At 70.4% G+C, this 25,768-nt stretch carries 26 protein-coding genes; 10 read left to right on the forward strand and 16 right to left on the reverse strand.

Going from position 1 to position 25,768, the window contains the following annotated elements; genetic code table 11:
• Nucleotides 1-52: 52 nt before the first annotated feature.
• From ACZ6QO_RS32735 to ACZ6QO_RS32770, 8 genes are all read right to left on the reverse strand, one after another.
• Nucleotides 53-1,162 carry a GNAT family N-acetyltransferase gene (locus ACZ6QO_RS32735; RefSeq protein WP_465856461.1) on the reverse strand — a complete coding sequence of 370 codons (1,110 nt, stop codon included), beginning with the start codon at nucleotides 1,160-1,162 and terminating at the stop codon, nucleotides 53-55.
• 214 nt (nucleotides 1,163-1,376) lie between these two features.
• Nucleotides 1,377-2,549 (reverse strand): ABC transporter permease, encoded by a 1,173-nt coding sequence (locus tag ACZ6QO_RS32740; RefSeq protein ID WP_465856463.1) that lies wholly within the window; start codon nucleotides 2,547-2,549, stop codon nucleotides 1,377-1,379.
• Complete coding sequence (locus tag ACZ6QO_RS32745) at nucleotides 2,546-3,460, reverse strand: ABC transporter ATP-binding protein (protein ID WP_465856464.1); 915 nt, start codon at nucleotides 3,458-3,460, stop codon at nucleotides 2,546-2,548. The genes ACZ6QO_RS32740 and ACZ6QO_RS32745 overlap by 4 nt, the downstream gene beginning before the upstream one ends.
• Nucleotides 3,453-3,773, reverse strand: coding sequence for a winged helix-turn-helix domain-containing protein (locus ACZ6QO_RS32750; protein WP_465856466.1), 321 nt, complete (start codon nucleotides 3,771-3,773; stop codon nucleotides 3,453-3,455). The genes ACZ6QO_RS32745 and ACZ6QO_RS32750 overlap by 8 nt, the downstream gene beginning before the upstream one ends.
• A complete protein-coding gene (locus ACZ6QO_RS32755) occupies nucleotides 3,770-4,240 on the reverse strand; it encodes a hypothetical protein (protein WP_465856468.1) in 471 nt (156 codons plus the stop codon). The genes ACZ6QO_RS32750 and ACZ6QO_RS32755 overlap by 4 nt, the downstream gene beginning before the upstream one ends.
• Nucleotides 4,241-4,423: 183 nt before the next feature.
• On the reverse strand, nucleotides 4,424-5,041 hold the full coding sequence (locus ACZ6QO_RS32760) for a LutC/YkgG family protein (RefSeq protein WP_465856470.1): 618 nt from the start codon (nucleotides 5,039-5,041) through the stop codon (nucleotides 4,424-4,426).
• The gene (locus ACZ6QO_RS32765; RefSeq protein ID WP_465856556.1) at nucleotides 5,038-6,438 is read right to left on the reverse strand and encodes a lactate utilization protein B; all 1,401 of its coding nucleotides are present in this window, start codon (nucleotides 6,436-6,438) and stop codon (nucleotides 5,038-5,040) included. The genes ACZ6QO_RS32760 and ACZ6QO_RS32765 overlap by 4 nt, the downstream gene beginning before the upstream one ends.
• Before the next feature lie 73 nt (nucleotides 6,439-6,511).
• A complete protein-coding gene (locus ACZ6QO_RS32770; RefSeq protein WP_465856472.1) occupies nucleotides 6,512-7,288 on the reverse strand; it encodes a (Fe-S)-binding protein in 777 nt (258 codons plus the stop codon).
• Between the two features lie 105 nt (nucleotides 7,289-7,393).
• Here ACZ6QO_RS32770 and ACZ6QO_RS32775 point away from each other — a divergent pair, with 105 nt between their 5' ends.
• The 9 genes from ACZ6QO_RS32775 to ACZ6QO_RS32815 all read left to right on the forward strand — a co-directional run bounded on the left by ACZ6QO_RS32775 (nucleotide 7,394) and on the right by ACZ6QO_RS32815 (nucleotide 17,509).
• Nucleotides 7,394-8,179, forward strand: coding sequence for a FadR/GntR family transcriptional regulator (locus ACZ6QO_RS32775; protein ID WP_465856474.1), 786 nt, complete (start codon nucleotides 7,394-7,396; stop codon nucleotides 8,177-8,179).
• A 155-nt stretch (nucleotides 8,180-8,334) separates the two neighbouring features.
• Nucleotides 8,335-8,931: a helix-turn-helix domain-containing protein gene (locus ACZ6QO_RS32780; RefSeq protein ID WP_465856476.1), complete on the forward strand. Its 597-nt coding sequence runs from the start codon at nucleotides 8,335-8,337 to the stop codon at nucleotides 8,929-8,931.
• Nucleotides 8,915-9,871: an MBL fold metallo-hydrolase gene (locus ACZ6QO_RS32785; protein WP_465856478.1), complete on the forward strand. Its 957-nt coding sequence runs from the start codon at nucleotides 8,915-8,917 to the stop codon at nucleotides 9,869-9,871. Before ACZ6QO_RS32780 ends, ACZ6QO_RS32785 begins: the two co-directional genes overlap by 17 nt.
• A gap of 102 nt (nucleotides 9,872-9,973) precedes the next feature.
• Entirely contained in the window at nucleotides 9,974-10,993 is a 1,020-nt protein-coding gene (locus ACZ6QO_RS32790) for an LLM class F420-dependent oxidoreductase (RefSeq protein ID WP_465856480.1), read from the forward strand.
• A 135-nt stretch (nucleotides 10,994-11,128) separates the two neighbouring features.
• Nucleotides 11,129-12,889: a hypothetical protein gene (locus tag ACZ6QO_RS32795; protein WP_465856482.1), complete on the forward strand. Its 1,761-nt coding sequence runs from the start codon at nucleotides 11,129-11,131 to the stop codon at nucleotides 12,887-12,889.
• An 879-nt stretch (nucleotides 12,890-13,768) separates the two neighbouring features.
• Nucleotides 13,769-14,347: a MauE/DoxX family redox-associated membrane protein gene (locus tag ACZ6QO_RS32800; RefSeq protein ID WP_465856484.1), complete on the forward strand. Its 579-nt coding sequence runs from the start codon at nucleotides 13,769-13,771 to the stop codon at nucleotides 14,345-14,347.
• Nucleotides 14,344-14,892: a TlpA disulfide reductase family protein gene (locus ACZ6QO_RS32805; RefSeq protein WP_465856486.1), complete on the forward strand. Its 549-nt coding sequence runs from the start codon at nucleotides 14,344-14,346 to the stop codon at nucleotides 14,890-14,892. Before ACZ6QO_RS32800 ends, ACZ6QO_RS32805 begins: the two co-directional genes overlap by 4 nt.
• Nucleotides 14,889-16,799 carry an ABC transporter ATP-binding protein gene (locus ACZ6QO_RS32810; RefSeq protein WP_465856488.1) on the forward strand — a complete coding sequence of 637 codons (1,911 nt, stop codon included), beginning with the start codon at nucleotides 14,889-14,891 and terminating at the stop codon, nucleotides 16,797-16,799. Before ACZ6QO_RS32805 ends, ACZ6QO_RS32810 begins: the two co-directional genes overlap by 4 nt.
• Nucleotides 16,796-17,509, forward strand: a complete 714-nt coding sequence (locus tag ACZ6QO_RS32815; RefSeq protein ID WP_465856490.1) for a S26 family signal peptidase — start codon at nucleotides 16,796-16,798, stop codon at nucleotides 17,507-17,509. The genes ACZ6QO_RS32810 and ACZ6QO_RS32815 overlap by 4 nt, the downstream gene beginning before the upstream one ends.
• A gap of 30 nt (nucleotides 17,510-17,539) precedes the next feature.
• Here the strand turns inward: ACZ6QO_RS32815 and ACZ6QO_RS32820 are convergent, their stop codons facing one another.
• The 4 genes from ACZ6QO_RS32820 to ACZ6QO_RS32835 all read right to left on the reverse strand — a co-directional run bounded on the left by ACZ6QO_RS32820 (nucleotide 17,540) and on the right by ACZ6QO_RS32835 (nucleotide 19,897).
• Entirely contained in the window at nucleotides 17,540-17,848 is a 309-nt protein-coding gene (locus ACZ6QO_RS32820; protein ID WP_465856492.1) for a response regulator transcription factor, read from the reverse strand.
• Between the two features lie 314 nt (nucleotides 17,849-18,162).
• Nucleotides 18,163-18,819: a response regulator transcription factor gene (locus ACZ6QO_RS32825; protein ID WP_465856494.1), complete on the reverse strand. Its 657-nt coding sequence runs from the start codon at nucleotides 18,817-18,819 to the stop codon at nucleotides 18,163-18,165.
• Nucleotides 18,816-18,995: an ATP-binding protein gene (locus ACZ6QO_RS32830; RefSeq protein WP_465856558.1), complete on the reverse strand. Its 180-nt coding sequence runs from the start codon at nucleotides 18,993-18,995 to the stop codon at nucleotides 18,816-18,818. The genes ACZ6QO_RS32825 and ACZ6QO_RS32830 overlap by 4 nt, the downstream gene beginning before the upstream one ends.
• Entirely contained in the window at nucleotides 18,992-19,897 is a 906-nt protein-coding gene (locus ACZ6QO_RS32835; protein WP_465856496.1) for a sensor histidine kinase, read from the reverse strand. The genes ACZ6QO_RS32830 and ACZ6QO_RS32835 overlap by 4 nt, the downstream gene beginning before the upstream one ends.
• A gap of 56 nt (nucleotides 19,898-19,953) precedes the next feature.
• On the opposite strand from ACZ6QO_RS32835, the gene ACZ6QO_RS32840 reads away from it, so the two are divergent.
• On the forward strand, nucleotides 19,954-20,778 hold the full coding sequence (locus tag ACZ6QO_RS32840; RefSeq protein WP_465856498.1) for a hypothetical protein: 825 nt from the start codon (nucleotides 19,954-19,956) through the stop codon (nucleotides 20,776-20,778).
• Nucleotides 20,779-20,956: 178 nt separating this feature from the next.
• Here ACZ6QO_RS32840 and ACZ6QO_RS32845 read toward each other — a convergent pair whose 3' ends face one another.
• The 4 genes from ACZ6QO_RS32845 to ACZ6QO_RS32860 all read right to left on the reverse strand — a co-directional run bounded on the left by ACZ6QO_RS32845 (nucleotide 20,957) and on the right by ACZ6QO_RS32860 (nucleotide 25,712).
• Nucleotides 20,957-22,387 (reverse strand): hypothetical protein, encoded by a 1,431-nt coding sequence (locus tag ACZ6QO_RS32845; protein WP_465856500.1) that lies wholly within the window; start codon nucleotides 22,385-22,387, stop codon nucleotides 20,957-20,959.
• A gap of 114 nt (nucleotides 22,388-22,501) precedes the next feature.
• Complete coding sequence (locus tag ACZ6QO_RS32850; protein WP_465856502.1) at nucleotides 22,502-23,131, reverse strand: GNAT family N-acetyltransferase; 630 nt, start codon at nucleotides 23,129-23,131, stop codon at nucleotides 22,502-22,504.
• Between the two features lie 116 nt (nucleotides 23,132-23,247).
• Nucleotides 23,248-24,975 carry an FtsX-like permease family protein gene (locus ACZ6QO_RS32855; RefSeq protein ID WP_465856504.1) on the reverse strand — a complete coding sequence of 576 codons (1,728 nt, stop codon included), beginning with the start codon at nucleotides 24,973-24,975 and terminating at the stop codon, nucleotides 23,248-23,250.
• Nucleotides 24,972-25,712 (reverse strand): ABC transporter ATP-binding protein, encoded by a 741-nt coding sequence (locus tag ACZ6QO_RS32860; RefSeq protein WP_465856506.1) that lies wholly within the window; start codon nucleotides 25,710-25,712, stop codon nucleotides 24,972-24,974. Before ACZ6QO_RS32860 ends, ACZ6QO_RS32855 begins: the two co-directional genes overlap by 4 nt.
• Between the last annotated feature and the right edge of the window lie 56 nt (nucleotides 25,713-25,768).

Consider the following 25,768-nt stretch of genomic DNA (forward strand, 5'->3'; position numbering starts at 1 on the left):
CCGACGCACGTCAGCGTGTGTGCGCCGTCAGCGGGACGCCGGACGGCGCGCATCAGCGGGCCTCGCCTTTGAGCAGGCTGAACAGCACCGCGTCGGAGATGCCCCCGGAGATGGGGAGGGCTCCGCGCAGGACGCCCTCCTCGGTGAAGCCGGCCTTGCGCGCCACGCCCTGGCTTGCGACGTTGCCGACGGCGGCCAGCAGCGTGACGCGGTGGAAGCCGCGCATCATCAGGAACGTGCTGACGGCGCGCGTCGCCTCGCAGGCGAACCCCCGGCGACGCGCCCACGGTGAGATCCAGTAGCCGACCTCGACGTCGCCGCGCTCCCAGTCGGCCCGCTGGATGCCGGCCGACCCGGCGAGGCGGCCGCCGTCCTTGGGCTCGATGGCGAACTGCACGCCGTTCACCGAGTCGGTATGGGCGAACTTGGTGCACCAGTCGTACGCCCGTTGCAGGTCGTACCCCTCAGCCCAGGGCATCCAGCGGTTGATCTCGGGATCGCCGTCCACCGCGTCGAAGACGTCCTTGGCGTCGGTGCCGGTGAACGGGCGCAGGATGAGCCGTTCGCTCTCCAGGCGCACGCCCGTGCCGAAGCCGCGGCCGTTCATCGTGGGCGGCCCCATCGCGAGGTCGCGGGCCAGCAGCCCGAACACGACCAGGTCGTGCGGGCCGTCGTCTTCGAAGCCCGCGCCGCGCAGCAGGCCCTCGCGGGTGAACCCCGACTTCTCCGCGACGCGCAGGGAGGCGGTGTTGTCCAGGTTGGCGCGCAGCTCGATGCGGCGCAGCCCTCCCTTGGTGAGCGCCCACTCGGTCAGCCCGCTGACGGCCTCGGGGGCGTACCCGCGGCCGCGGTGCAGGGGGTGCACGCCGTATCCGATCTCGGCCGTACCCGCGCCCCAGACGGTCTTGAACAGGCTGATGGCCCCGACGATCGTGCCCTCGGCGACCATGGCCAGGTGGATGCCCTGGCCGGCCCGCCACAGTTCGTGGACGCCGTACGACAACCACTGCGACACGCTGGAAGGGTGGCCGGGCACGCCGGGCGGGAGGAACTGCGCCCCCGACTCGAGGATCGCGCGCACCCGGTCGGCGTCCTTGGGACCGAACGGCCGCAGGAGCAGCCGTCGCGTGGTGATCGTCAGGTGCTGGTCGAAGCCGGTCAACTCTCATCCCCCTTGTGCGGACACATCAGCTCATCGCACATCGGGGCCGTCCGCAACTTGGCGGGCCCTGGAGAACCGGCGCGATCTCGCCGATTCGGCCCTGGGCCCGCCACCTCCCGTCACAGCCGTCCCAGGACGTGTCGAGCGGACGTCCCCGCCCAGCCATCCGACGAGGAAGGGATTCAGGAGAAGTGGCCGACTTTCAGCCGCGTGCTCACGAGGAGGGGCGCAGTACCTCGTTCCAGCGCACGCGGGCGCCCGTGCGGAGCACGGCACGCTGGTAGATGCGTCCGCCGGCGTAGAGCACGGCCGCGGCCGCCGCCAGCATCAGCCCCATGGCCAGGGCGGTCTCCCAGATCGGCACCTGCACGACGGTGGACCGCACCGGCATGACCATCGAGGAGAACGGCGGGACGATGGACAGCACGCGCGTCAGGACGCTGTCGGGTTCCTGGCCGGCGAAGAAGCCGACCAGGTAGGAGACCATCAGGAGCATCGTGGCCGGGGTGAGCACGCCGCTCAGCTCCTCCTGCCGGGACACCAGCGAGGCGATCGCCGCGAACATCGCCGCGTAGAAGGCGTAGCCGAGCAGGAACCACACGACCACGCCCGCCACGACCCCGTACGTGCCGTCGGGCAGCCGTGGAACGGCGCCGGAGAGCTGCGTGGCGGCGAGCCCGACTGCGGCGATGACGACGAGCTGGGACAGGCCGAGCACGCCGATGCCGATGACCTTGCCGGTCAGCAGCTGCCATGGCCGGGCCAAGGTCAGCAGGATCTCGACGATGCGGCTGCCCTTCTCCTCCACGACGCCCATGGCCACCCAGGAACAGATCTGGATGAGCAGCATGAACAGGATGACGACGATGGTCAGCGCGATCGCCAGGCGGACGCCGGCGTCCTCGCCGGTGCCGTTGAGCGTGACCTCGGTCATCGCAGGCACCTGCTGGGCCTGGGCGACCTTGGCCGGGTCGAGGCCGGCGGAGGCGAGGTTCTGGTCGACGCCGACCGTGCGATGGGCGGTGTCGAGGATGACCGACAGCCCGCCGTCGACGACGGTCTTGGAGACGACGGTCGTGTCGTCCACGATCGCCGCCTCGACGTCGCCGGCCGCGACGGCCCGGCGCGCCGCCGCCTCGTCGGCGTAACGCTTGACCTCGATCGACAGGCCGGCGTCCTGCGAGGCCTGGGCGCCGAGCGCCGCCTGCAACCGGTCGGCCCTCGCGCCCGCCACCCCGATGGTGTGGTCGTCGGCGCCGCCGAACAACTTGGGGAGCATGGCCAGCACGGCGACCAGCACGGCGGTGACGAGGAGGCCGTAGCGGTATCCCTTGGTGCGGCCGCGCACGTTGATCTCGCGGCGGGCGACCAGGACGACGGCGTTCACGCGACCACCTCACGGAAGATCTCGGCCAGGCCGGGTTCCTGCCAGCCGAAGTGCTGGACCCGTCCGGCCTGAGAGGCGAGGCGCAGCGCCTCCTGGTCGTCGGCCGGGACGAGGATCACCTCGTCATAGCGCTCTTGGTCGCCGGGGTGGGCGAGCGGCGGACGGCCGGACTTGGCGACGATCTCGCCGGGCAGCCGGTCGGCCCAGCCGTCCTCGGCGCCGGTGACGACGATGCGCAGGCGCTTGCGCGACTCGCGTGCCCGCAGCTCGGCCACGGTGCCCATCGCGACCATGCGCCCGGCCTTGATAATGCCCACCGAGTCGCACAGCCGCTCGACCAGGTCGAGCTGGTGGCTGGAGAAGACGACCGGCACGCCGGCTGCCGCGCGGTCCGCGAGCACGCCGGCCAGCGCGTCGACCGCGATCGGGTCGAGGCCGGAGAAGGGCTCGTCCAGGACGAGCACCTCGGGGTCGTGGATGAGCGCGACGGCGAGCTGGACGCGCTGCTGGTTGCCCAGGGACAGCGCGTCGACGTCGTCGCCGCGCCGCTCGGTGAGGCCGAGCCGTTCGATGAGGGCCTGCGCGGAACGGGCCGCGCCCGCCGCGCTCATGCCGCTGAGCCTGCCGAAGTACTCGATCTGCTCGGCCACCCGCATCTTGGCGTACAGGCCACGCTCTTCGGGCATGTAGCCGAACCGGCGGCGGGTGTCGTGGTTCAGGGGAACCCCGTTCCAGCGCACCTGCCCGGCGTCGGCGCCGAGCACGCCCATCACGATGCGCATGGTCGTCGTCTTACCCGCGCCGTTGGCGCCGACGAAGCCGAACATCTCGCCGGGGCGCACGGTCAGGCTCACCCCGTCGAGCGCCACGGTGTCCCCGTAGCGTTTCCTGAGCCCGTCGATCTCAAGCATGGGGGGATGTTCCCTTCATGATCTTCTCCAGGACGGAGACGTATTCGTGGAAGGCCTGCCGCCCCTTCGGGGTCAGCGAGAGCCAGGTGCCGGGCTTCTTGCTGATGAAGGCCTTCTCGACCGCGACGTAGCCGGCTTCTTCGAGGGTGAGCATGTGCTTGGAGAGCAGAGAGTCGCTGACCTCGATGGTGTCGCGCAGGAACCGGAACTCCACCTTCTCGGCCGCGGCCAGCGCCGCCATGATCGACAGCCGGACCGGCGTGTGGATGAGCTGGTCCAGGTCGTGGCGGGGGTGGGTCCCGCTCTCGGTCACCTGGCGCCTTTCCAGGGGTGCAGCCGCCAGGCCGCGTACAGCATGGGCAGGGCCGCGACGACCGTGGCGGCCAGGCCGCCGGCGACCCACCAGCCTGCGGGCCGCTCGGGCATGACGTACCCGAAGAGCGCCGCGCCGGCCATGACGGCCACCCAGACGAAGGCGACGCGCGAATGCAGGCGGCCGCGGTCGTACGCGCCGAGGCGGTAGGCGTAGACGAAGCTCAGCACCGTCATCGCCAGCCACCCGTACCCTGCGACGCGCGAGACGGGGGACGTGCCGAAGAACAGCGCCGGCCAGTACAGGAGCGCCGCGACGCCCCAGACGAGGTAGAGCCAGCCCATCGACGCGGCGGACCGCACGACGCTCCTGCGCACGCGGCTGATCTCGGCGAGCGCGTCGTCAGCGCTCATGCCCGCCTCGGCGCCCTTGCCGCCACCCGTGCCCACATCGTCACCGGCGTTCATCCGCTCACCCCTCCTTCATGTACTCAACAAGTTAACAAGTACTCAACCGCCATTCAAGTGCTTCACTCACGTTCGAGCATGACGAAACCCCGGCACCGCGCGAAGCCGTGCCGGGGCCGGTGGACTGGATCCGGTGCTCGGTCCATCCCGGCGAAGGCCGTACCGGGGTGGATGAGACGGGTGCTACATCACGATGACCACTTCCAGCGCGCGGGGGCCGTGCACCCCTTCGACGCGGTTCAGCTCGATGTCGCTCGTCGCGGACGGGCCGCTGATCCACGTCATCGGCCGCACCGGGTCGAGACGGGCGACCGCCTCCGGCACTCCGGGCACGACCTGGTCGGCGAGGACGACGCACAGGTGGTAGTCGGGCACCAGGGTGAGGGCCCGGCGCCCCTGACCAGGGCCGGCGTCCAGGACGATCGTCCCGGTCTCGGCGATGCCCACCGCGCAGCCGGTCACCACGCCGTCCACCGCGTCCAGGCCGGCGGCGGAGAGCGGCGGGGCGTCGCCGAGCCGCTCGACCTCGGCGGGCACCCCGCTCAGCCACTCATCGGGCAGCCCGGCGGGCACGACCAGACGGCGGACGCCACGGCCGGACAGCGCCCGCGCGACCGTGTCCGCCACCTCGTCCGCGGGCACGACGTGCACGATCGCCCGGTAGTCGCGGACCCGTCCGGCGAACAGCTCGACGTCGCCGAACTCCTGCCCGGCGGCGCGGTAGCCGCGGGTCACCTCGGCCGCCGGCGCGCCGGCCACCGCCGACCGGATGCGCGCCAATATCGCCTCGCGCGAGCTCATCGGCCGCCCTCCTCTGTGCCCTCTTCTGTGCGCCGCCACCAGTCGCGGAACGACTCGCGCGGCACCTCGGGCACGTCCCGGGTGGCGGTCCAGGCCGCCCCCGGGCCGGGCAACCGTCTCTTCGGCACCAGCCCGCGCACGCGCGCGGCCAGGCGCTGGACGGTCCGCAGCCGCGTGGGCTTGTCCAGGACCCACCCGGCGGCGCCGAGCCCGGCGCGCTCGGCCGGGGCGTGCGGAGCCTTGGACCGCAGGTGGACGAGCACCTCGGGGATGTCGATGGCCACCGGGCACACGTCGTAGCACGCCCCGCACAGGCTGGAGGCGTACGGCAGCGAGGCGTCCAGCTCGGAGTCCATGCCGCGCATCAGAGGCGTGAGGATGGCCCCGATCGGCCCCGGATAGACCGACCCGTACGCGTGGCCGCCGACCCGTTCGTAGACCGGGCAGACGTTCAGGCAGGCCGAACAGCGGATGCAGCGCAGCGCCTGGCGTCCGATCTCGTCCGCCAGGACCTTCGTGCGGCCGTTGTCCAGCAGCACCAGGTGGAACTCCTGCCCCTCGGCGGCGCCGGTCCACATGGAGGTGTAGGGGTTCATCCGCTCGCCGGTGGAGCTGCGCGGCAGCAGCTGCAGGAAGACCTCCAGGTCGCGCCAGGTCGGCAGGACCTTCTCGATGCCCACCACGCTGATCAGCGTCCGCGGCAGGGTCAGGCACATGCGGCCGTTGCCCTCGGACTCCAGCACGACGAGCGTGCCGGTCTCGGCAATCAGGAAATTGGCGCCCGAGACGGCGACCTTGGTGGACAGGAAGCGCTCGCGCAGGTGCAGCCGCGCGGCGTCCGCAAGGGCGGGCGGGTCGTCGCTCAGGCCCTCGGGCGCCGGGCGGCCCCACTCCCCCATGCGCTCGTTGAAGATCTCGCGGATCTCCGAGCGGTTGCGGTGGATGGCGGGGACCAGGATGTGCGAGGGCTGGTCGTCGCCGAGCTGGACGATCAGCTCGGCCAGGTCGGTCTCGTAGGCGGTGATGCCCTCGCGTTCCAGCGCCTCGTTGAGGCCGATCTCCTGGGTCGCCATGGACTTGACCTTCATGACCTGGTTCTCGCCGGTGGCCTTGACCAGGTCGGTGACGATGCGGCCGGCCTCGGCGGCGTCCGCGGCCCAGTGGACGCGGCCGCCGGCCTTCACGACGGCCTCCTCGGCCTGGATGAGGTAGCGGTCGAGGTTGCGCAGCACGTCGTCCTTGATGGAACGGCCGGCCGCTCGCAGCTCCTGCCAGTCGGGCAGCTCGGACACCATGGCCCCGCGCCTGGCGCGGATGGTGTGGGTGGCCTTGCGCAGGTTGAACCGAAGCTGGGAGTCGGCAAGGGCCTTCTCGGCGTTCCGCGGGAACGAGGGCATGCCGAGGAAGGCGCCCGATCCGGGTCCGCTCATCGCGCGTCTCCTTCGCAGGTGTGAGATGACGGGGCCGGGGTCACCGGTCGTCCTCGGTGCTCGCGAGGATCTCGGCCAGGTGCATGACCCGGACGCCCGCCCGCTGGCGGCTCAGCGTGCCGCCGATGTGCATCAGGCAGGAGTTGTCGGCCGCGCACAGCACCTCGGCGCCGGTGGTCACGACGTTGGCGACCTTGTCGGCGCACATGGCCGAGGAGACGGCGGCGTTCTTCACCGCGAACGTGCCGCCGAAGCCGCAGCACTCGTCGGCGGCCGGGAGCGGGACCAGTTCGAGGCCGCGTACGTGCTGGAGGAGGGTGGTCGGGCGGTCGCCCACGCGCAGCCCGCGCAGCGAGTGGCACGTCGGGTGATACGTCACCCGGTGTGGGAAATATGCCCCTACGTCGGTGACGCCGAGCACGTCCACCAGGAACTCGGACAGGTCGTACACCTTCGGCGCCGTCTCGGCCACCGCCCGCGCGAACGGCGAGCGCCCCGCGTGGACGCCGGCGAAGGCCCCGGCCCGCGTGGCCCCCATGCCCGCCGCCAGCTTCGGGTACTGCTCGCGCACCATGGCGGCGCACGACCCGGACGGGGCCACCACGGCGTCGTGGCCGGCGAAGACGTCGAGGAAGTGCCGCGCCAGCCGCACCCCCTCGTCGCGGTAGCCGGAGTTGACGTGCATCTGCCCGCAGCACGTCTGGGCCGCGGGGAAGTCAACGTCACAACCGAGGCGGCGCAGCAACGTCACGACCGCCTTGCCGGTGTCCGGGAAGAGCGTGTCGTTGACACACGTGATGAACAGTGCGACCCGCATCGCGACCCTTCTTCCAGCTGCCGGGGTTCGCCCGGAACCGCCCCCGGTGGCCGGTGGTGGGACCGAGTATGGTCAGACCATACTCCAGGCGAGAAGGGCGATCAGGTGGCGGACGGCACGCGGCGCACGCGCGCCTTCGAAGAGGTGCTCCTCCAGATCGAACGGCGCATCGCCGACGACGGCCTCAAGGTGGGAGACCGCCTGCCCGGCGAGCGGCAGCTGGCCGAGCAGCTCCGGGTCGGCCGGTCCTCGGTCCGCGAGGCGATCCGCGTCCTGGAGACGCTGGGGGTGGTGTCCTCGCAGGTGGGCCGCGGCCCGGACGCGGGGGCGGTGCTCACCTCCCGTCCCGACAGCACGCTGACCGACCTGCTGCGCCTCAGCCTCGGCCTGTCCAGCCTCTCTCTGCGCGAGGTCATCGACACCCGCCTGATGATCGAACGCTGGTCCGCCGAACACGCCGCCCGCGCCACCGAACAGGCCGCCCACGCCGCCGGACGCGCCACCGCCCGCGCCGCTGAACAGGCCACCGAACGGGCGGCCAATGCCGCCGGACGCTCCCCGTCGTCCGGCTCGGCGCCCGCGCCCGAGCTGATGGCGGCGATGCTCGCCATGGAGGCCGCCGGGAGCGCCGAGGAGTTCGTGCGGCACGACATCGCCTTCCACGTGGCCATCGCCGAGGCGTCGGGCAACCGGCTCGTCGCCGCGGTGATGCGCGCGCTGCGCGGGGCGATGCGCAAGTACGCGATCGAAGCGGTCGACCGGCTCGGCGACACGCGCGTGCTGCGCGAGGACCACCGCCGCATCCACGACGCCATCGTCGCCGGCGACGCCGCCACCGCGGTCGACGCCGTCACCGCGCATCTGGCCCACGCCTACCCCGAGCTCTTCTAGAGCCTCCGCTCCCCGCCCCGCGTCCCGAAGCACCAGGACGCCGGAGCACCGAGCACCGAGCACCGAGCACCGAGAGCGGATCACGCAGGACGCGAGCACGACCAAAAGCCAAAGAAGTGTTTGACATCTGCCAATGCCAAAGTATTCTTTGACATATGCAGATCAGCGATCCGAAGGCGATCAGGGCCCTGGCCCACCCGCTCCGCCTCGACCTGCTCGAACTGCTCGCCACGATCGGCCCGGCCACGGCCGCTCGGTGCGGGCGCGTCCTCGGCTCCTCACAGGCCAACTGCTCCTTCCATCTGCGCCAGCTCGCCAAGTACGGCTTCGTGGAGGACGCCGGCCCGGGGCGTGACCGGCGCGAGCGGCGGTGGCGGGTCCCCGATCGGCGGCCGGCGCTGCGCATCGCGGCCGGCGGCGACGCCGTCGTCGCGCGGCAGCTCCAGCGGGTCGTGGTCGAGCGCGAGACGCGGGCGATCCTCGACCACATCGACCGCGTCGACCGCGGGGACGGCGACGAACGGGCGTGGGACGAGAAGGCGGGCATGGTGACCGCGGTGGCCGTCCTGTCCGCCGACGAGGCCGCCGAGATCAAAGAGAAGTGGAAGGCGCTCCTCGAGCCCTACATCGCGAGGACCGAGACCGGCGTCCGCCGGCCCCGCCCCGGACAGCGTCATGTCCGATATTTCATGGCGGCGACCCCGCTACCAGACTTCGACCCAACGGACGGCGAGCATGACTCCGACGACTGACGGCCTGATCGACTTCGTGAGCGCGACCCCCACCACGGGCTCCCTGGACGTCGCGTGGAGCCACGGCGCGCCCCCCGGACGGCCCGCCCGCGATCCGCTGATCCAGGTCCACCACTACGACGAGCACACCGTCATCATGCGCCAGAGCAAGTCGGTGAACTACGAGGCCCCGTTCCTCTACCTGCTGTTCGGCAACGACCGGGCCCTGCTGCTCGACACCGGCGCCACCGCCGACCCCGGCCTGTTCCCGCTGCGTGAGACGGCCGACCGGCTCATCGCCGCATGGCTCGATGAGCACCCGCGCGAAGGGTACGAACTGGTCGTCGCGCACTCCCACGGGCACAACGACCACGTGGCCGCCGACCCGCAGTTCGCCGGCCGCCCGTCGACCACCGTGGTGCCCCGGGACGCGGACGCCGTGCGGTCGTTCTTCGGGTTCGGCGAGGGCTGGCCGGCCGAGACCGTCGCCTTCGACCTGGGCGGCCGAGTTCTGTCGATCCTGGGCTCGCCGGGCCACCACCAGGCGGCGATCACCGTCTACGACCCCTGGACCGCGATCCTGCTCACGGGCGACACCGTCCTGCCCGGCAGGCTGTACGCCTTCGACTTCCCCGCCTACCTGGCGACGCTCGACCGCCTGGTCGCCTTCGCCGGGACGCACCCCGTGACCCACGTGCTCGGCTGCCACGTCGAGATGGCGAGCCGCCCGGGCCGCGACTACCCGCTCGGCGCCGCCTACCAGCCCGACGAGCGCGCCCCCGAGCTGACTGCGGCCCACCTGGCGGCCGTCCGTGACGCGGCGGCCTCCGTCGCGGGCAGGCGAGGAGTCCACCGGTTCGACGATTTCCTCATCTACAACCAGCCCCGCCGGCGCGACATGCTCGGGCTCATGGCCCGCGGCCTGGCGAACAAGGCCCGCGCCGCGCTCACGCGGCGGTGAACCCTCGCTGTGAGCGAGCCCTCCATCCCTGCGGGCAGCCCTCGACCCTGCGGGTAGAACGTGTTCTAATTACGGGCGCCGGGCGGAGCTTGGAGGGTGGGCATGAGCGGTGAGCTGAGGCTGGGGTTGAACCTCGGATACTGGCAGCGGAACGCCGACGACGCGACCGAGGTCGTCCAGACGGCCGAGCGGCTCGGGTACGACTCGGTGTGGACCGCCGAGGCGTACGGGTCGGACGCGTTCACCCCGCTGGCCTGGTACGGCGCGCGCACCAGCACGATCAAACTGGGCACGAGCGTGGCGCAGATGTCGGCGCGCGCCCCGGTGACCACGGCGATGACGGCGATGACGCTCGACCACCTCACCGGCGGCCGGCTGCTGCTCGGCGTAGGGGCGTCCGGGCCGCAGGTGGTGGAGGGCTGGTACGGCGCGCCGTTCCCGATGCCGCTGGCCCGCACCCGCGAGTACGTCGACATCATGCGCAAGGTGTGGCGCCGCGAGGGGCCCGTCACCAACGACGGACCGCACTACCCGCTCCCCTACCCGGGCGGCGCCGGGCTCGGCAAGCCGCTCAGGTCGATCACCCACCCGCTGCGGCCCGACATCCCCATATATCTCGGCGCCGAGGGGCCGAAGAACGTCGCCCTGTCCGCCGAGCTCGCCGACGGCTGGCTGCCGCTGTTCACCTTCCCCGAGAAGATCGAGAGCATGTACGGCGCGTCGCTGGCCGCGGCGCGGCCGGGCTTCGACGTCGCGGCGATGGTCTACGTCGCCATCACCGACGACGTCCAGGCGGCGCTGGACGGCGTGAAGATGATGCTCACGCTGTACATCGGCGGGATGGGCGCCAAGGCGCGCAACTTTCACGCCGACATCGTCGGCCGCATGGGCTTCGCGGACGCCGCCCACAAGATCCAGGAGCTGTACCTGGCCGGGCGCAGGGACGAGGCCTTCCGCGCCATCCCGGACGAGCTGGCGGACGGCATCTCGCTGGTCGGGCCGATCGGCCGCATCCGCGAACGGCTTGCGCCGTGGCGCGCGAGCCCGGTGACCAACCTGCTCGTCATGGGCCCCCGCGACGAATCGCAGCTGCGCGCCGTCCGCGACGTCGTCCTCGGCTGAATACCGGTGGCGCATTGATTTCCTGACGTGGCACCCGAGAATGTTCCGGACAGGCGAGCACCGCCGAGCGGCAGGTCTTCCTCCGGAGAGCCCGCCTTGAGAACAGCGCCGGGAAACGGCCCAAGGAGGAACACGATGCCACGGCGACCCGCAGCATTGAAATGGACGTCCTGCGCCATGGGGCTGGCGATCCTGGCCCAGGTGCCGCCCGCCTCCGCCTCCGTTTCCGCCCCCGTTTCCCGTTCGGCTCCCCATTTCAGCTCCGCCTCCGCGCACGGGCTCGTCCGCCCTGCCGCCGGCGCGATCGCTTCCCACGGCGCGGTCCCGGTGCGGCCGGCCGATCTCACGGTGTTCGCCTTCAGCCAGTCCGACGTGAACCAGGAAGATCCGCAGGTCTACCGGCTGGATCCGGACATCACCATCCGCGCCATCGGGAAATGGTCCACCAACGGCGACGAGGCCGCCGACTACAACTTCGCCCAGATCAGGCGCTATCACAACCAGGGCATCGCGTTCATGGGCAGCGGGACGGCCAGCGTCATCTTCCCGCAGGACTTCGCCGACGCCGCGACCTTCGACGACATGTCGACCCGCGACGCTAACGGCGATCCGGTCCCGCACGACGAGTTCGGATTTCCCGAGCCCGCGCGCCGGGGCAACATGTTCAACCCGAGATATCGCCGATACCTGCTCGACTGGGCCAAGATCCAGGTCGACGGCGGCGTGGACGGGGTCAACTTCGACGAGGTGAACGCCGGGTTCAGCGGCGGGCAGAAGTACGGCTTCAACGGCAACGAGGGATTCGACGACTATGCCCTCGCGGACTTCAACCGGTACCTGCTGAACAAGTACCCCGCTTTCACGGCCGCCGACTGGAAGAGTCGTTTCGGGATGGCCGACGGCAACCTCCCGAGGCGCGACGTCCCTGCGAGCGACCTGACGCGCAACTTCAACTACCGGACGTACCTCAAGGCGAACGGCTGGAACACCGACCCGCTCAACTCCGCCAATCCGCTGGCCGGCGAATGGGGGCGGGTGACCGCCAACCGGATGTACGCCGATGACACGTCGTTCACCGCGACCTACCTGCGGCGTTACTGGAAGCAGATGGTGGACGAACTGCGGGCCTACGCGCTGAGGACCGCCCATCGCAAGATCCTGATCTCCTCCAACGGTCTCCTGCCGTACGTGGACTTCAACAGCGTCGGGATGTACCCGTGGAACCCCGACGAGCAGACGCCCGACTACCGGGGCGCCGACTATGTGCCCCTGGTCGGCGGTCACCTCAACGGCGCCAAGTCGCTACAGGCCAACTACCGGTACCTGAAGGACAAGAGCCGCCAGATCGCGGGCGACGTCCCGGTGACGGTCTTCATCGACTGGCCGAACGACATGATGACCGGCTACCTCAACCTGCCGCTCGCCGAGAAGCAGGACTACTGGCGGATCTTCGGCGCCGAGGCCTACGCCAACGGCCTCTTCCCGGCCTTCCACCTGAAGGACACGGTCGGCAGCCCGACGGCGGAACAGTACGGCATGCTCGACTTCTTCCAGACCTACACCCGGTTCTACAAGGAGCACCGTTCGCTCTACCAGCGCAACGACCTCGGCACCCAGGCCGTGAGCGTGACGGCGGGCAACGTGTCGGCGAGCCTGCTCGTACGGCGCGGCGGCGGGGCGCGCACGCTTCACCTGGTCAACCACAACTACGACCAGGGGGTGGTCCCGCAGAGCGGCTTCGGCGTGCAGGTGCGGCTGCCGCGGTGCCCGCGGAAGGTGTCCCTGGTCTCTCCCGACTTCACCGGGTCGAAGACGCCGGCCTCTTCGTGCCGTCAGGGCGAGTTGACGGTGACCGTCGACCGCCTCGACTACTACGACGTGCTGGTGCTGAGCTGACGTCCCGCCGGCGCGGGTGTGAGCATCGGGAGGGAGGGCGGCCGGCCCCGGTCACGCCCTCTCCCCCGGTGCTCGCGGGCACGGCGGCCATTCTCGTAGAGCGCGCCCCACTCTTACGCCGTGACCCGGGTCATCAGCGGATTGTCCGATCCACATGTCCAACGGTAGGCGGCGGCGCCCAGATTTGCAACTATCCCTACTAGTTTTAAATGGATAGTGCGTCGCCGGGTGAAGGTGGCGCCGCCGCCGAGGCCGGGCGGATCGCGTCCCGCGCGCACGGAGAGTGTCTTCCGGAACAGCAGCCGATCTCGTGCGAGCACCGGACCACTTCGTACCGGACCGCTGTGTACCGGACCGCTGTGTCCGGAAGGCACTTCCACCCCGTTATCCGGGAAACCGCCTGCGCTGCAGTCGCATGCGGCCGCCCGGCGTCAGCGAGAACGGCGGACGATCTGGGCGATCAGATTCCGCAGACCGTACTCTCGTGGTCGCACCCTTGGCCATCGCAACAGTAGGACGTGCACGGGCCGCCCCTGCACTCCCAGCATGAAGCGAAGAGTCTCCAGCCGCAGCCGGTAGCGCTGGCGGATGCCTCCACTTTGGGCACGAAGAGGCCGAGAAGGCCGGCTCCGAGCTGTTCCAGCTTCCTGTACATCACACTCCTAAAGGAGATCGACGATGCCTTACGGCAACTTTCTCGCCCAAGATGGCGAACCAGGGGAAGCGGTGGCAATAGACACTTTTGGCAGGCGCTGAGCGCTTTTACCCGGCGTGCGGCTCACTGTATGTTCCGTCGGGCGGGACAGGCTCGGCCGCGCAGAATGCCGCAGCCGGGCTTGTCCTGCCGGCACCGTGCGCGCCGTGAATGGAGGTTCTCTGGTGCAGTACCTGTCGATCACACTTCGATGTCTGATCGACGTGGTCTTCCTGGCTTCGTCCATCAGCAAGCTGACCGGGAGGAACGCGTTCGATGAATTCGTCGCGTCGTTGCGGGAGACGGCGCTGCTGCCGTCGGCACTGGTTCGCCCGGCGGGATTCCTCCTGGTGGCCGCCGAGTTGTCGATCTGCGTCACGCTCGCGATTCCCGGGCCATTGTCCGGATTACTGGGATTCACCGGCGCGATCGGACTGCTGACCGGTCTCGCCGTCGGAATAGCACTCACCGTACGCCGAGGGGAACAGGCTCGCTGCCGCTGTTTCGGCCGGTCGACGACCCCGCTCGGAATTCGCCACGTGGTAAGAAATGTCGGCCTCGCGGCTCTTTCGGCCCTCGGCTTGGTGACCACGCTGACGGCCTACGGACCCGTCGAGATGAGCGGGGCACTGGTCGCTCTTCTCGCCGGTCTGGTGGCGGGCGGAGTGGTCACCGTGCTCGATGACGTCCTCGAATTGTTCCTGCCCGTCGACCGCGAACCAGATCCAGCCGCTGAATACCGGGAGAAGGTGAGGGTGATATGACCGCTCTGATCGCCGCCATGGCGCTTGTCGGTTCTCTTTGCATACTCGATCTGATTCTCACGCTGGGCGTGATAAAGCGCCTGCGTGAGCATACGGAACTGTTGTCGAGCAACCGAGGGCCGAACTCGTCGCCCTTCATCGAGGTGGGCACGGAGATCGCCGAGTTCGCGGCGGTCACGGTCGACGGTGAACCACTGGACCGCGATCTGCTGTTCGGCGAGACGCTGGTCGCGTTCTTCTCCCCGACCTGCGGGCCGTGCCGAGAGCAGTTGCCGAGGTTCGTGGAGTACGCGCGATCGATGCCGGGCGGACGGAGCCAGGTCGTGGCGGCGGTGGTCGGGAGTCCCGACGAGGCCGCTTCGTTCGTCGCCGACCTGCGTCCCGTGGCGAACGTCGTGCTCGCGGACCGCGCCTCGGAGATCGTCGAGGCGTTCAAGGTACAAGCCTTCCCGACCGTGCTCATGGTCGAGTCCGACGGCGGCGGCCGACTGGTGGTCACGGCCAACACCGTGGATCTGGCATCGCCGGCCGCTCGGGCAGCATGAGCGACACCAGGTCCCGGCCGAAGGCGCGGCGATCGGAAGCGGTGGCCGACGTCGCCGTGCCGCACCACCCCGGCGGTGCGGCACGGCGCGCGGGCATGGCGTGCTCGCTGGTGGTCAAAGCCGCCCCGGGCGTCGCGGCGCTGTACGTCGTCCTGTCTCTGACGACCGGCATCCTGCCGGTGACGGTGGCCTGGCTCACCAAGCTCCTCCTCGAGGGCCTGCTCGGCGGGGCGCCGTCGACGACGTTGCCCGCCCTGGCCGCGGGACTCTGCGTAGTCGGAATCATCGCCGGCCTGACCCCGCACGTCACGGAGTACCTGCGTGTGGGAATGGACCGCCGGGTGAGCCTGCGGGCTCAGGAGCGTCTGTTCACCGCTGTGGACGGTTTCGCCGGCCTGGGGCGTTTTGAGGACCCTCAGTTTCTGGACAGGGTGCGGCTCGCGCAGCAATCCGGCGGAATGACCTCCACCCAGTTCACGGACGGTCTCCTCAGCGTCGTCCGAGCCGCCATCACCATCACCGGATTTCTGGGCTCGCTGCTCATACTCAGCCCGTTCATGACCGCTCTTGTATTCGCGGCCGGCGTGCCGGCACTCGTCGCCCAGCTCGCGCTGTCGAAGAGGCGGGCCCGGACGCTGTGGAAGATCGGGCCCGCGGAGCGACGCGAGTTCCTCTACAGGGAACTGCTGTCCAGCGTCTCCGCGGCGAAGGAGGTGCGGCTCCTCGGCATCGGAGCATTCCTGCGCGAACGGATGCTGACCGAGCGCCGAACGGCCAACTCCGCTCTTCGGTCGATGGATCGGCGGCAGCTCGCCGTACAGGCGGCCTTGGGGCTGCTGGCGGCGACGGTCTCCGGTGGAGGACTGCTCTGGGCGGTCGGCGCCGCACGCCAAGGCCTGCTCTCCGTCGGTGACATCACGATGTTCGTGGCGGCGGTGGCCGGGGTCCAAGGCGCGCTGACCACGCTGGCGATGCAGGTCGCCCGATCGCATCAGGCTCTGCTCATGTTCGACCACTATGTCGCGGTGACGACCGCCGGTCCTGATCTGCCGGTCGCCGCTGACCTACGCCGGCTGCCGCCGATGCGACAGGGCATCGAGCTGCGCGACGTGTGGTTCCGCTACTCCACAGAGCACTCGTGGGTGCTGCGCGGCGTCAACCTGTGGATCCCCCAGGGAAAGGCGCTGGCGCTGGTCGGGCTGAACGGTGCGGGGAAATCGACCCTCGTCAAGCTCCTGTGCCGCTTCTACGACCCCACTCGCGGCAAGATCCTCTGGGATGGCGTGGACATCTCCCAGGTCGATGTCAAAGAGCTGCGCCGACGAATCGGGGCGGTCTTCCAGGACTACATGAACTACGACATGACCGCCGCCGAGAACATCGCGATCGGTGACATCGAAGCCTTTCACGACCGCGATCGCGTGTGCGTCGCCGCACAGCGCGCGGGTGTTCACGAGAAGCTGTCGGGCCTGGCCTTCGGCTACGACACTCTGCTGACGCGACTGTTCTTCATGGAGTCCGAGAAAGACGACCCGGCCACCGGTGTGGTGCTCTCCGGCGGCGAGTGGCAGCGACTCGCGCTGGCGCGGGCGTTCTTCCGCGCCCAGCGTGACCTCGTCATTCTCGACGAGCCGTCCTCCGGGCTCGACGCCGAGGCCGAGCACCAGGTGCACTCCTCGCTCCTGCGGCACCACCGCGGGCAGACCAGCCTGCTCATCTCGCATCGCCTGGGTACCGTGCGCGGCGCCGACCTCATCGTCGTACTCGCGGACGGGCGCATCATCGAGCAGGGGGACCACGCGGCCCTCATGGCGTCCGGCGGGGCGTACGCGCGGTTGTTCGCTCTGCAGGCATCCGGCTACGAGAGCGGGGCCGATGATCGAACGGCGTCGGTAGGAGGGCCATGACCGCCGACGTAGAACCCGGGCGTGCGGAAGTCAGCGCCTCGCGTGGGGCGCACCCGGATGAACGGCCGCACGTTCCGCCGCGCGCATGGCCGGCGCCGAGGGCTCCGCGGAGTTTCAGAGGCCGTGAGCGGATCCTGCTGTTCGCGCGCATCGCGTCGGTGGTGACCGCCGTGTCGCTGTGGGCGGCCGTGTGGCGTTCGCTTCCCGCCGCCACGGTGTGGACCCTCGTCTACGGCGTGCCGGCCCTGGCGTTCACCCTTGTGTCCGCCGCGCTCGTGACGTTGGGCCGCCGGCTGGTCGCGGTGACCGTACGCGGCATGAGCATGGAGCCGACCTATCACGACGGCGATCGAGTGCTGGTGCGACGCACTCGATCGCCGGTGTCCGGTCAGATCGTCGTCGTGGAGAGTCCCGCCCGCGGCGCCGAGTGGCTCACTCCGCCGAAGCCGGGGAAGGCCGGGGGCGTCGCCGTGTCCCATCGCTCCTGGATGATCAAAAGGGTCGTCGCCGCGCCCGGGGACCGTGTGCCCCGCGGGCAGGTGCCGGCTCTGGCCCATGTACCCGAGAGTCATGTGCCTGCGGGAAAACTCGTGCTGGTCGGCGACAATCGGGACCGGAGCTTCGATTCCCGCCAGATCGGCTACTTCCCGATGGAACGAGTGCTCGGCGTGGTGGTTCGCAGCTTTCCGCCGACGACGCCCGGCACGTGACCCGCATGTTCGGAGCCCGGCCCGTCCTTGTCAGGCGGAAAGCCGCTGCCCCGGCGCGCCGGGGTGGCGGGTTCGGACGCCACCGCAGGAACACGCGCACGAGTAGGCGTACGCGGCGAGCCCCGCCTGAAGCCGCGACTCCAGGCCGAGTGTCTCCAGAATCCGGCCCGTATGCAGCTTCACCGTGCTCTCGGTGATGTGCAGTCGAGTCGCGATCTGTCTCGCCGAATATCCCTTGCCGAAGAGCATGAGAACTTCGAACTGGCGGGGCGACAGCCTTTCGATCCGAGCCAAGGCCATTTCCACCCGAAGTTGCGGTTCCGCTTGCCTGCTGCTCATGGTTCCATTCCTCCAGCCAGGTGGTGGGAATGCTGCTGTCGGACGATGAGGAGTGGACTACCCCCTGCTCACGTGCGCCCTGTTCGTCGTCTCGTCGGCGATGGTCTCGCCTACGACGCCGGGCGAAGATCACGTGGTGCCGATGTCGCACCGATTGACGCACAGGTCTGGCGCCTGTGCGGCTTCGCCGGGTGTTGATCAGGGTGTTTTCGCTGGTGGAAGGCATCATGGCGCACTTTTCGGACCGGTTCGGTCCGAACGGTGACGGACGGAAGGGGCCGATGCGCGCTTCTGCCGAGATGAGCGTGCATCGACTAGGCGATGTGGTAGCCCACTCCGGGCGTTGTCGCGATGACCGGCGGGTCGCCGAGTTTGCGCCGCAGCCGGCCTATCGTGACCGCGACGGTGTTGGTGAACCGGTCGGCGTTTTCGTCCCACACCTGTTCGAGCAGGGTTTCGGCGCTCAGAAAGCCGGGGCTCGTCCGTAGCAGCGCCTCCAGCACGGCGAACTCCTTCACCGAAAGGTCCAGTTGTCGCCCGTCGCGAACGGCGGTGCGGCGGACCGGGTCCAGTTCGATCCCGGCCGCGCGCAGCGTCCGGGGCCGCGCGTCAGGCTTGCGGCGGGCCAGGGCGTGGACGCGCAGGACGAGTTCTGGGAAGTGGAAGGGCTTGGCGAGATAGTCGTCCGCGCCGAGGGTCAGCCCGCTGACCCGGTCGCCGGGTGCGCTCGCTGCGGTCAGCATCAGCACCATCGGCCGGGTCACCCGGTCGGTAATCATTTGGCACACTGTGTCACCGTGCAGGCCGGGCAGGTCCCGATCCAGGACCACCACGTCGTACGGGGTGAGGTCGAGCTTGGCTGCGGCGGCCAGCCCGTCGTGGGCGAGGTCGACGGCCATTCCCTGGTCGCGTAGCCCCTCGGCGATCACCTCGGCCAGGGCGTGTTCGTCTTCGGCGACGAGGACCCTCATGCCGCTACCGCCACCCTGGCAGCCGGAAGCGTGATCGACACGCGGAGGCCGCCTTCGGGCCGGGCGAGCAGCGCGAGCCTGCCCCCGTGCGCGGCGGCGACCGCGGCAACGATGGACAGACCCAGCCCAGAGGAGCCGGTACGCTCGACGCCGAGCCGCTCGAAGGGCTGCGTCAGCGGTCGACCTCCCGCTGGTCGAGGAGCCGCCCGCCGGTCTCAACGACCAACACCGTCCGCTCCTCGCTCGCACAGCCGGTGATCTCGATCCATCCGCCGTCCTCGTTGTGCGTCACGGCGTTGTCCACGACGTTGCCCACAAGCCGCGCCAGCAGCGCCGGGCTGCCCTGGATCGCCATCGGCGGTGGCACGTCCACCGTCACGTTCAGCCCTTTGGCCTGCATGTCGGCGGACCTTTCGCGCAGCGCCGCGCCGATGAGGTCGCCAAGCTCGACCGGAGCGGTTTCGGCGAGCGCGCCGTGCTGCGCCCGGGCCAGCACGAGGAGCCCGTCGAGCAGGTGATCGACCCGGTCCAGCTGCATACGCAGCCGGTCCGCGAGCGCCACCGTCGAGGCGGCCGGGTCGGGCTTGGCGACCGCGACGTCCAGCGACGCGCGCATCGTCGCCAGTGGGGTACGTAGCTCGTGGGAGGCGTTGGCAACGAAGCGGCGCTGCGCGGTGAACGACGCCTCCAGCCGTTCGAGCAGCTCGTCGATGGTGTCGGCGAGGTCCTTCACCTCGTCGGCAGGGCCGGTGACGGCCAGCCGCCGGTCCAGGTCGTTGGCGGTGATGCGCCGTGTGGCGCTCGTGATGAGTCGCAACGGCCTCAGCACGCGCTTCGCCAGCACTCGCCCGAGCAGCAGCGAAACGAGCGCCATCGCGGCCAGCGCCATTAACGCGCCGACCAGGAGTTGGCGCGTCTGCTGCTCGTTCATGGCGGCCAGTTGCTCCTCCAGCTGCCGGACGCGCTGCGCCTGGCCGGCGGGATTCCCAGCGGGGCCGTTGCTCCTGCGGTCACCGGAGAACAGGAAGGTCAGTCCCAGCAGCCCGACACCGGAAAGGAGGAACACGACGGCGTACAAGATGGTGAACCGTAGCCCGACGGTCCCGCGGCCGGGAGGTCGGTCTTGGCGGCGCCATGGGGCAGCAACGGCATACCCAAGCTGTCGGCGTCTTCGACAACGTCACCGTCGACGGTGCCGTCACCGGCGCGTGGCACACCGAGATGGTCGGCGGCGGGAGCACGGCCGACTGGGAGAAGCACAACCCGTCGGGGGCCGTGGAGAAGGACGGCGTCATCACGGTCAGCGGCAGCGGCGACATCGGGCCGTCCGGCGGCGAGGCTGCGCAGGCCGTCCTGCTCGGGTTACCGATCGGGCTGATCATCGTGCTCATCGTCGCGGCCCGCTACGGCACCCGCACAGCCCGCCGGACGTCATCCCGGCAGGTGATCGCCGCCCGGACGATCGTCGTCGCCGCGGCGACCTTCGTCACCGGTCTCGTGGCCGTCGGTATCGTCGTGCCGGTGGGAATGGTGATCCTGAAGGGCAACGGCATCCTGGCGCCGGTGCCCCTGCTGACCGGCGCACGCGTGGTCGTCGGCCTCGCCGTCGTGATCGCCCTCTGCGCGATCCTCACCTTCGGACAAGGTCTGCGGCTGCGCCACGGCTGGACAGCGATTCTCATCGGGCTGTCACTGATCGCCCTGCCCTACACGGTCGCCACGCTCCCGCTGCTGCCCGACTCCGTCTCGGAGTGGCTGCTGCGGCTCTCCCCCGCCGCCGGTTTCGCCGTGCAGCAGACGATGACCGAGTACCCGCAGGTGACCGCGCACTATGCGCCGTCGGCCGGCTATTTCCCGTTCCCCTGGTGGGCCGGGCTCACCCTGTGCAGCGTCTGCACAGTGATCGTAATGTGGATCGCCCTCGGCCGGAAACCAGCCGCGGACACCGACTGGCGATAGTGGACGTGTGGGACAGCGGGCCCCGCATCGCCCAACAGAGAGCGAAATGCCACCGCCGCCGGCAGCGCCGGGCAGGGTCGCCTCCTCGGGCGCGGGTGCGGCGATTCATCGGCGGCCAGGACCGCAAGCTCCGGTAGGACGTCGCGGTGGCGTCGCAGCGTCACCCATAAGGATCACCTCAGGTGAGTGGCGAGACGCCGGTGACGATGCCGAGCGAGCGGAGTTCCTCGTCGAGGAGGCGGACATGCTTGTTGCCCGCCCACGGCCGGAGACGGGCACGCGCCTGCCGCACGGAATCGGCGAGCCGGCCAGAGCTGTGCCCCACCGTGATCTGAGCCGCCCCACGGATCTTGTCGACCGCAGCGGGAATCTCACGCTTCTGGGTCAGAGCCCTGGCGTAGTACAGCAGGGCTTCACCGCGCGCCAGCTTGCGCGTGATGGGTGCCGCCAAGGTCCTCTCGACCGCGTCGATCGCATCATCGGGGCGCCCCCAGGCGAGCATGCAGAAAGCAGTGTTCTTCCGCACCCCGTTCGAAGTCCACCAGTAGAGATATGAAGGGTCCGCCTCACTTCTCGGCTGGTCGATGAAATGCCGCGACTGCGCGAGCGCGCGCTCGCTTTCTCGGACGCTGCCGCCTGTGGCCAATGCTCGCGCCAGGTCTATCGCGTGAACCGACCTCAAGACCGTGCTCGCGCTCTGTCGTGCCCAACCCTGTGCCGCGAATACATGATCGAGAGCTTCCCCTACGCGGCCTTGATGAAGAGACATCCCACTCAAACAGGTATGCAGGTATGAGATCAACGTAGGATCTCCGACTTCGTGAGCCGCCGTCAGTGCCTCCTTGTAGCGCTGATGCGCTCCGGCATAGTCCATCAAGTCGTGGTGGAGCCAGCCGGCAAGTTGGTTGAGTTCGGCGTAGGCGTAGGTGAGCCGGTCGCGGAGGCCGGGAAGCAAGGTTTCTCGCCGCAGCAGGTCGGCGACGAGGCGGCGCTGGCCGTCGACGATGGGCAGGACGGTGTCGGGGCCGAAGTCGTCGTCCAGGCGGCGGCATCGGGCGGTGAGCTTCTCGATCACCTCCACGGTGCCGGAGTCCACCCGGGTGGCGGCTCGGACCGCCGACGCGAGCCGGTCCTTCTCCGGCGGGGACAGGTGCCTGAGCAGGACCAGAGCGGGAGCTCCGCCGAGCGCGAGGGCCAGTTCGAACAGCAGATCGCGGCGCTTCACATCGGCCTCCTCGGCTCCGAGGGCACGCAGCAACGAGGCGCAGTCCTGCGGCGTGGGGGCAGGGACCATGTCACGTGCCGCTTCCAGACTCATGGTGACATGACCGGGAATCGGGCTCGGGACGCGAGAAGGCCGCTGTGCCGGGAGGTTCCGGTGATCCGTCCGGTCGATGAGCTGCCGGTCGCGCACGCTGTAGGAGGCGTACACCTCGTCGGTGATCAGTCGCCGGGCGGCGGTCTGGTAGACCTGCGCGAACAGCGCGACCGTGCGCGCGGTGGGCCGCTTGCCGCGCCTCGGCCAGTGCTCGAAGCCGTAGCCCTTGGCACGCAACGCCTCACTGCGCCGCCGGCATTCGAGCAGCACCTGAATCCCCTCACCTGACATCGCTCAACGCCTCCCGGATACGACGCGACTCACGGCTTCGGCCGGGGCGGTCGGCAAGGTGTGCGTCGCGCTCGCGTCCGGATTGGCGGGCTGTTCCGTTGAGCCGGGACAGGGTCAGCGCGCGGGCTGGGATGGGTGCGGGGGCCAGGGGCCGGGGGCGAACATGTCGTTGGTGATGGCCCAGCGTTCGTGGTCCTCCCAGACGCCGTCGATGAAGAGCAGGGCCGGTGAGATGCCCTCGTAGCGGAAGCCGAGCCGCTGGACCAGCTTCAGGGACGCGTGGTTGCCGGGCTGGATCTGGGCGTCCAGCCGGTGCAGCCGCAGCCGCTCGAACGCGTAGTGCATCACCAGGCGCACTCCTTCGGACATGTACCCCCTGCCGGCGGTGGGCGCGAAGGCGGCGTAGGCGAGGGAGGCGTTCTGGAAGCGGCCCCGGATGATGTTGTTGAGGAAAACCGTGCCGGCGGGCGCCCCGGTGTCGCGCAGGCGGACCAGCAGGCCCTGCGCCGTCACGTGGTCGAATCTGCCGAGGTATGCCTGGTAGTCCTCCGGCGTGTCCGGCAGCGACACCCACGGATGGTGCAGGCGCGCGCTGGCCCGGGTGAGCGCGGTGAACTCCTCCTGGTCGCCGGGGGTCAGCGCCCGCAAGGTGACCCGCGAGGAGTCCTCCGGCCGGTCGGACAGGAACGCCTCGATCTCCGCCGTCGTCCGCGCGACCGCGTCGACATAATCGCCCCGGCTCATGAGGAGAACCGTACCGCTGCCGCCCGGCTCGTACATAGAACGGCCGATCTGTCATAGAAAAGCCGATCCGCCCCTTTCGTGGGCCGGAATTCACGGCGATGCGCGGGAAAGGAAGGTCAGTCGGGGCGGGGGGCCGGGTCGGTGGTGACGGAGCGCAGGAGGGGACGGCTGAGGGCGCCGGCGGCGATGACGCCGGCGAAGCCGAGGACGGCGCAGACCACGAGGGTGAGCGCGCCGGTCGCGCTCATGCCCAGACTGGCGAACGGGGCAGCGCAGAACATGCCGGTGGCGATGGAGCCGCCGCCCATGACGGTCAGCGGGATGAGGGTCTCCAGGCGGCGGGCCCTGTCGAGCACGTCGAGGTCGGTGCCGGCCAGGCGGAGCAGGGCGTAGGTCTGCCTGCGGTCCAGGACCGAGGAGGCGGCGGTGATGCCCGCGCTCACGATGGCCACGAGGAACGACACCACCAGAACGATCAGCGTCCCCGTTCTGATGTCCTGCAGGAGCCAGGCCGACACCGGGTCGTCCTCGACGGACAGGGACGCGCTCGGGGTGAGCAGCCCGATGAACCCCGCGACGAACCCGGTCAGCGCCACCCCGCTGACCGTGCGCCAGGCGGACCTGGGGTCGTCCACGAGGCGCCGCCCGGCGAGCAGCCGTGCGGGCCGTCTCGCGGTGCGGGCGGTGAGCCGTCCGATCATCCCCACCACCCACGGTCCGACGAGGTTGACGGCCAGGAAGCACAGGCTCAGCACGACCACGACGACCGTCACGCTCACCCCGGCGCCGAAGGCGGGCACGGCGGCCAGGCAGGCCAGCAGGGCGACCACGCGCAGGAACCGCATCGCGGGCGGGGTCTCGCGCCGGGCCACTCCCAGCGGGCTGACCACGACCCGCCGCAGTCCCACCACGGCCGACAGGCCGACCAGCAGCGGCACCGCGAGCAGCACGGCCGCGATGGGCAGCGGCCCCGGCCAGATGTCGGAGGCGAACCAGGTGCCCCCGGCGATCGTCACCTGGCTGAGCGGCGGGATGGCCACCGCGTACAGCAGCAACCCGAGCACCGCCCCCGCGAATGCCGTGATCACCGCCTCGGCCACGGTCATCGCGACGACCTGACCGGGCGTGGCGCCGACCAGGCGCAGGGACGCGAGCCGCCGGTCGCGGCGGGCGACGCTCAACCGGGCCGCCGCGCCGCCGAACACCAGCAGCGGCACGACCATGAGCACGCTCGCGACGGCGGCCAGCGCCTGGTACGCCCCGGCGTCCGGCGACGGGCTCCCGGTGAGGTCGGGGACCTTCGTCGCGGCCGTGCCCAGGCGATGGTCCCCCTTCCACCCGGCCGTCATGATGTCGTCGCCGGGCGCGTGGCCGACGACGGCGACCAGCTCGCCGGGGTGGACGAGGGCCTCGTCGCCGATCGTCCCGGCCCTCTTCTGCGGGAAGCGGCGGCCCACCGAGCCGTCGTCCCTGGCCAGCGCGGCGAGCGCGGGCGACATCACGACCTCGCCGGGCTCGGGCAGGCGGGAGATCCCGCGGGGCGGGCGGACGCCCGGAGAAAGGACCGCCAGGTGCACCACGGTGATCCGCCGGCCGCCGGAGAAGTCGCTGCGTACGGCCTCGACCGCGCGCGGCGGCCCGCCGATCCGCGCCCCGGGCGGCGGCTCGGGGTTGCGCCAGGCACCCCGTTCGGCCCGTCCGGCGAAGGCGAAGTTGATCGCCACCGCGAACAGCAGCAGCGCGGTGGACACGCCCACGGCCGCCAGCATCAGCGACGACCCGAGCAGCCCGCGCCGCCCGCCCCCGCGCAGCAGCCGCCAGGTGAGACCGAGGAGGTTGCTCATCGTCCGCTCCCTTCGGCTCCGCGGAGGGAAGCGTGCGGGGCGGGCGGCTCGGCGTGCCCGGCGCCGGCGGTGGGCAGGATGTGGCCGTCGCGGACCTCGATCACGCGGTCGCACCAGCGGGCCACGTGCGGATCATGCGTCACCACGACCAGCGACGCGTCGTTGTGCTTGGTCGCCTCGACCAGCAGGCGCATCGTGTCGTGCCCGGTGGCCTGGTCGAGCGCGCCGGTGGGCTCGTCGGCGAAGACCACCGCGGGCCGGGTCACGAGCGCGCGGGCGATGGCGACCCGCTGGGCCTGCCCGCCGGACAGCTCGCCCGGTCGCCGCCCCTCCATGCCGGCCAGCCCCAGCGGGCCGAACCACGAACGGGCCTGCCGCACGGCCTGCGCGCGCTGGACGTCCCCGAGCATGAGCGGGAGCGCGACGTTCTCGTCGGCCGGCAGCTCGGGCAGGAGCTGGCCGAACTGGAAGACGAACCCGAAACGGGTGCGCCGCAGCGCGCTGCGCCGGCGCTCCCCCAGGGTGTCGATGCGCTCCCCGAGCAGGTACACCTCGCCGGCGTCCGGTCTCATGATCCCGGCCAGGCAGTGCAGCAGGGTCGACTTTCCCGAGCCGCTCGGCCCCATGATGGCGACGGCCTCACCTCGATGGATGGCCAGGTCCACGCCCGCCAGGGCGACGGTGGGGCCGAAACTCTTCCTCAGGCCGAGTCCGTGGAGAACATTCTGCGACGACATGGAGCAGAGCCTCTCCCGCGGCCGGTGGCCGCCGGATCGGCCGGCCGCCCGATCCT

It is taken from the genome of Sphaerisporangium sp. NPDC049457 (assembly GCF_055586705.1).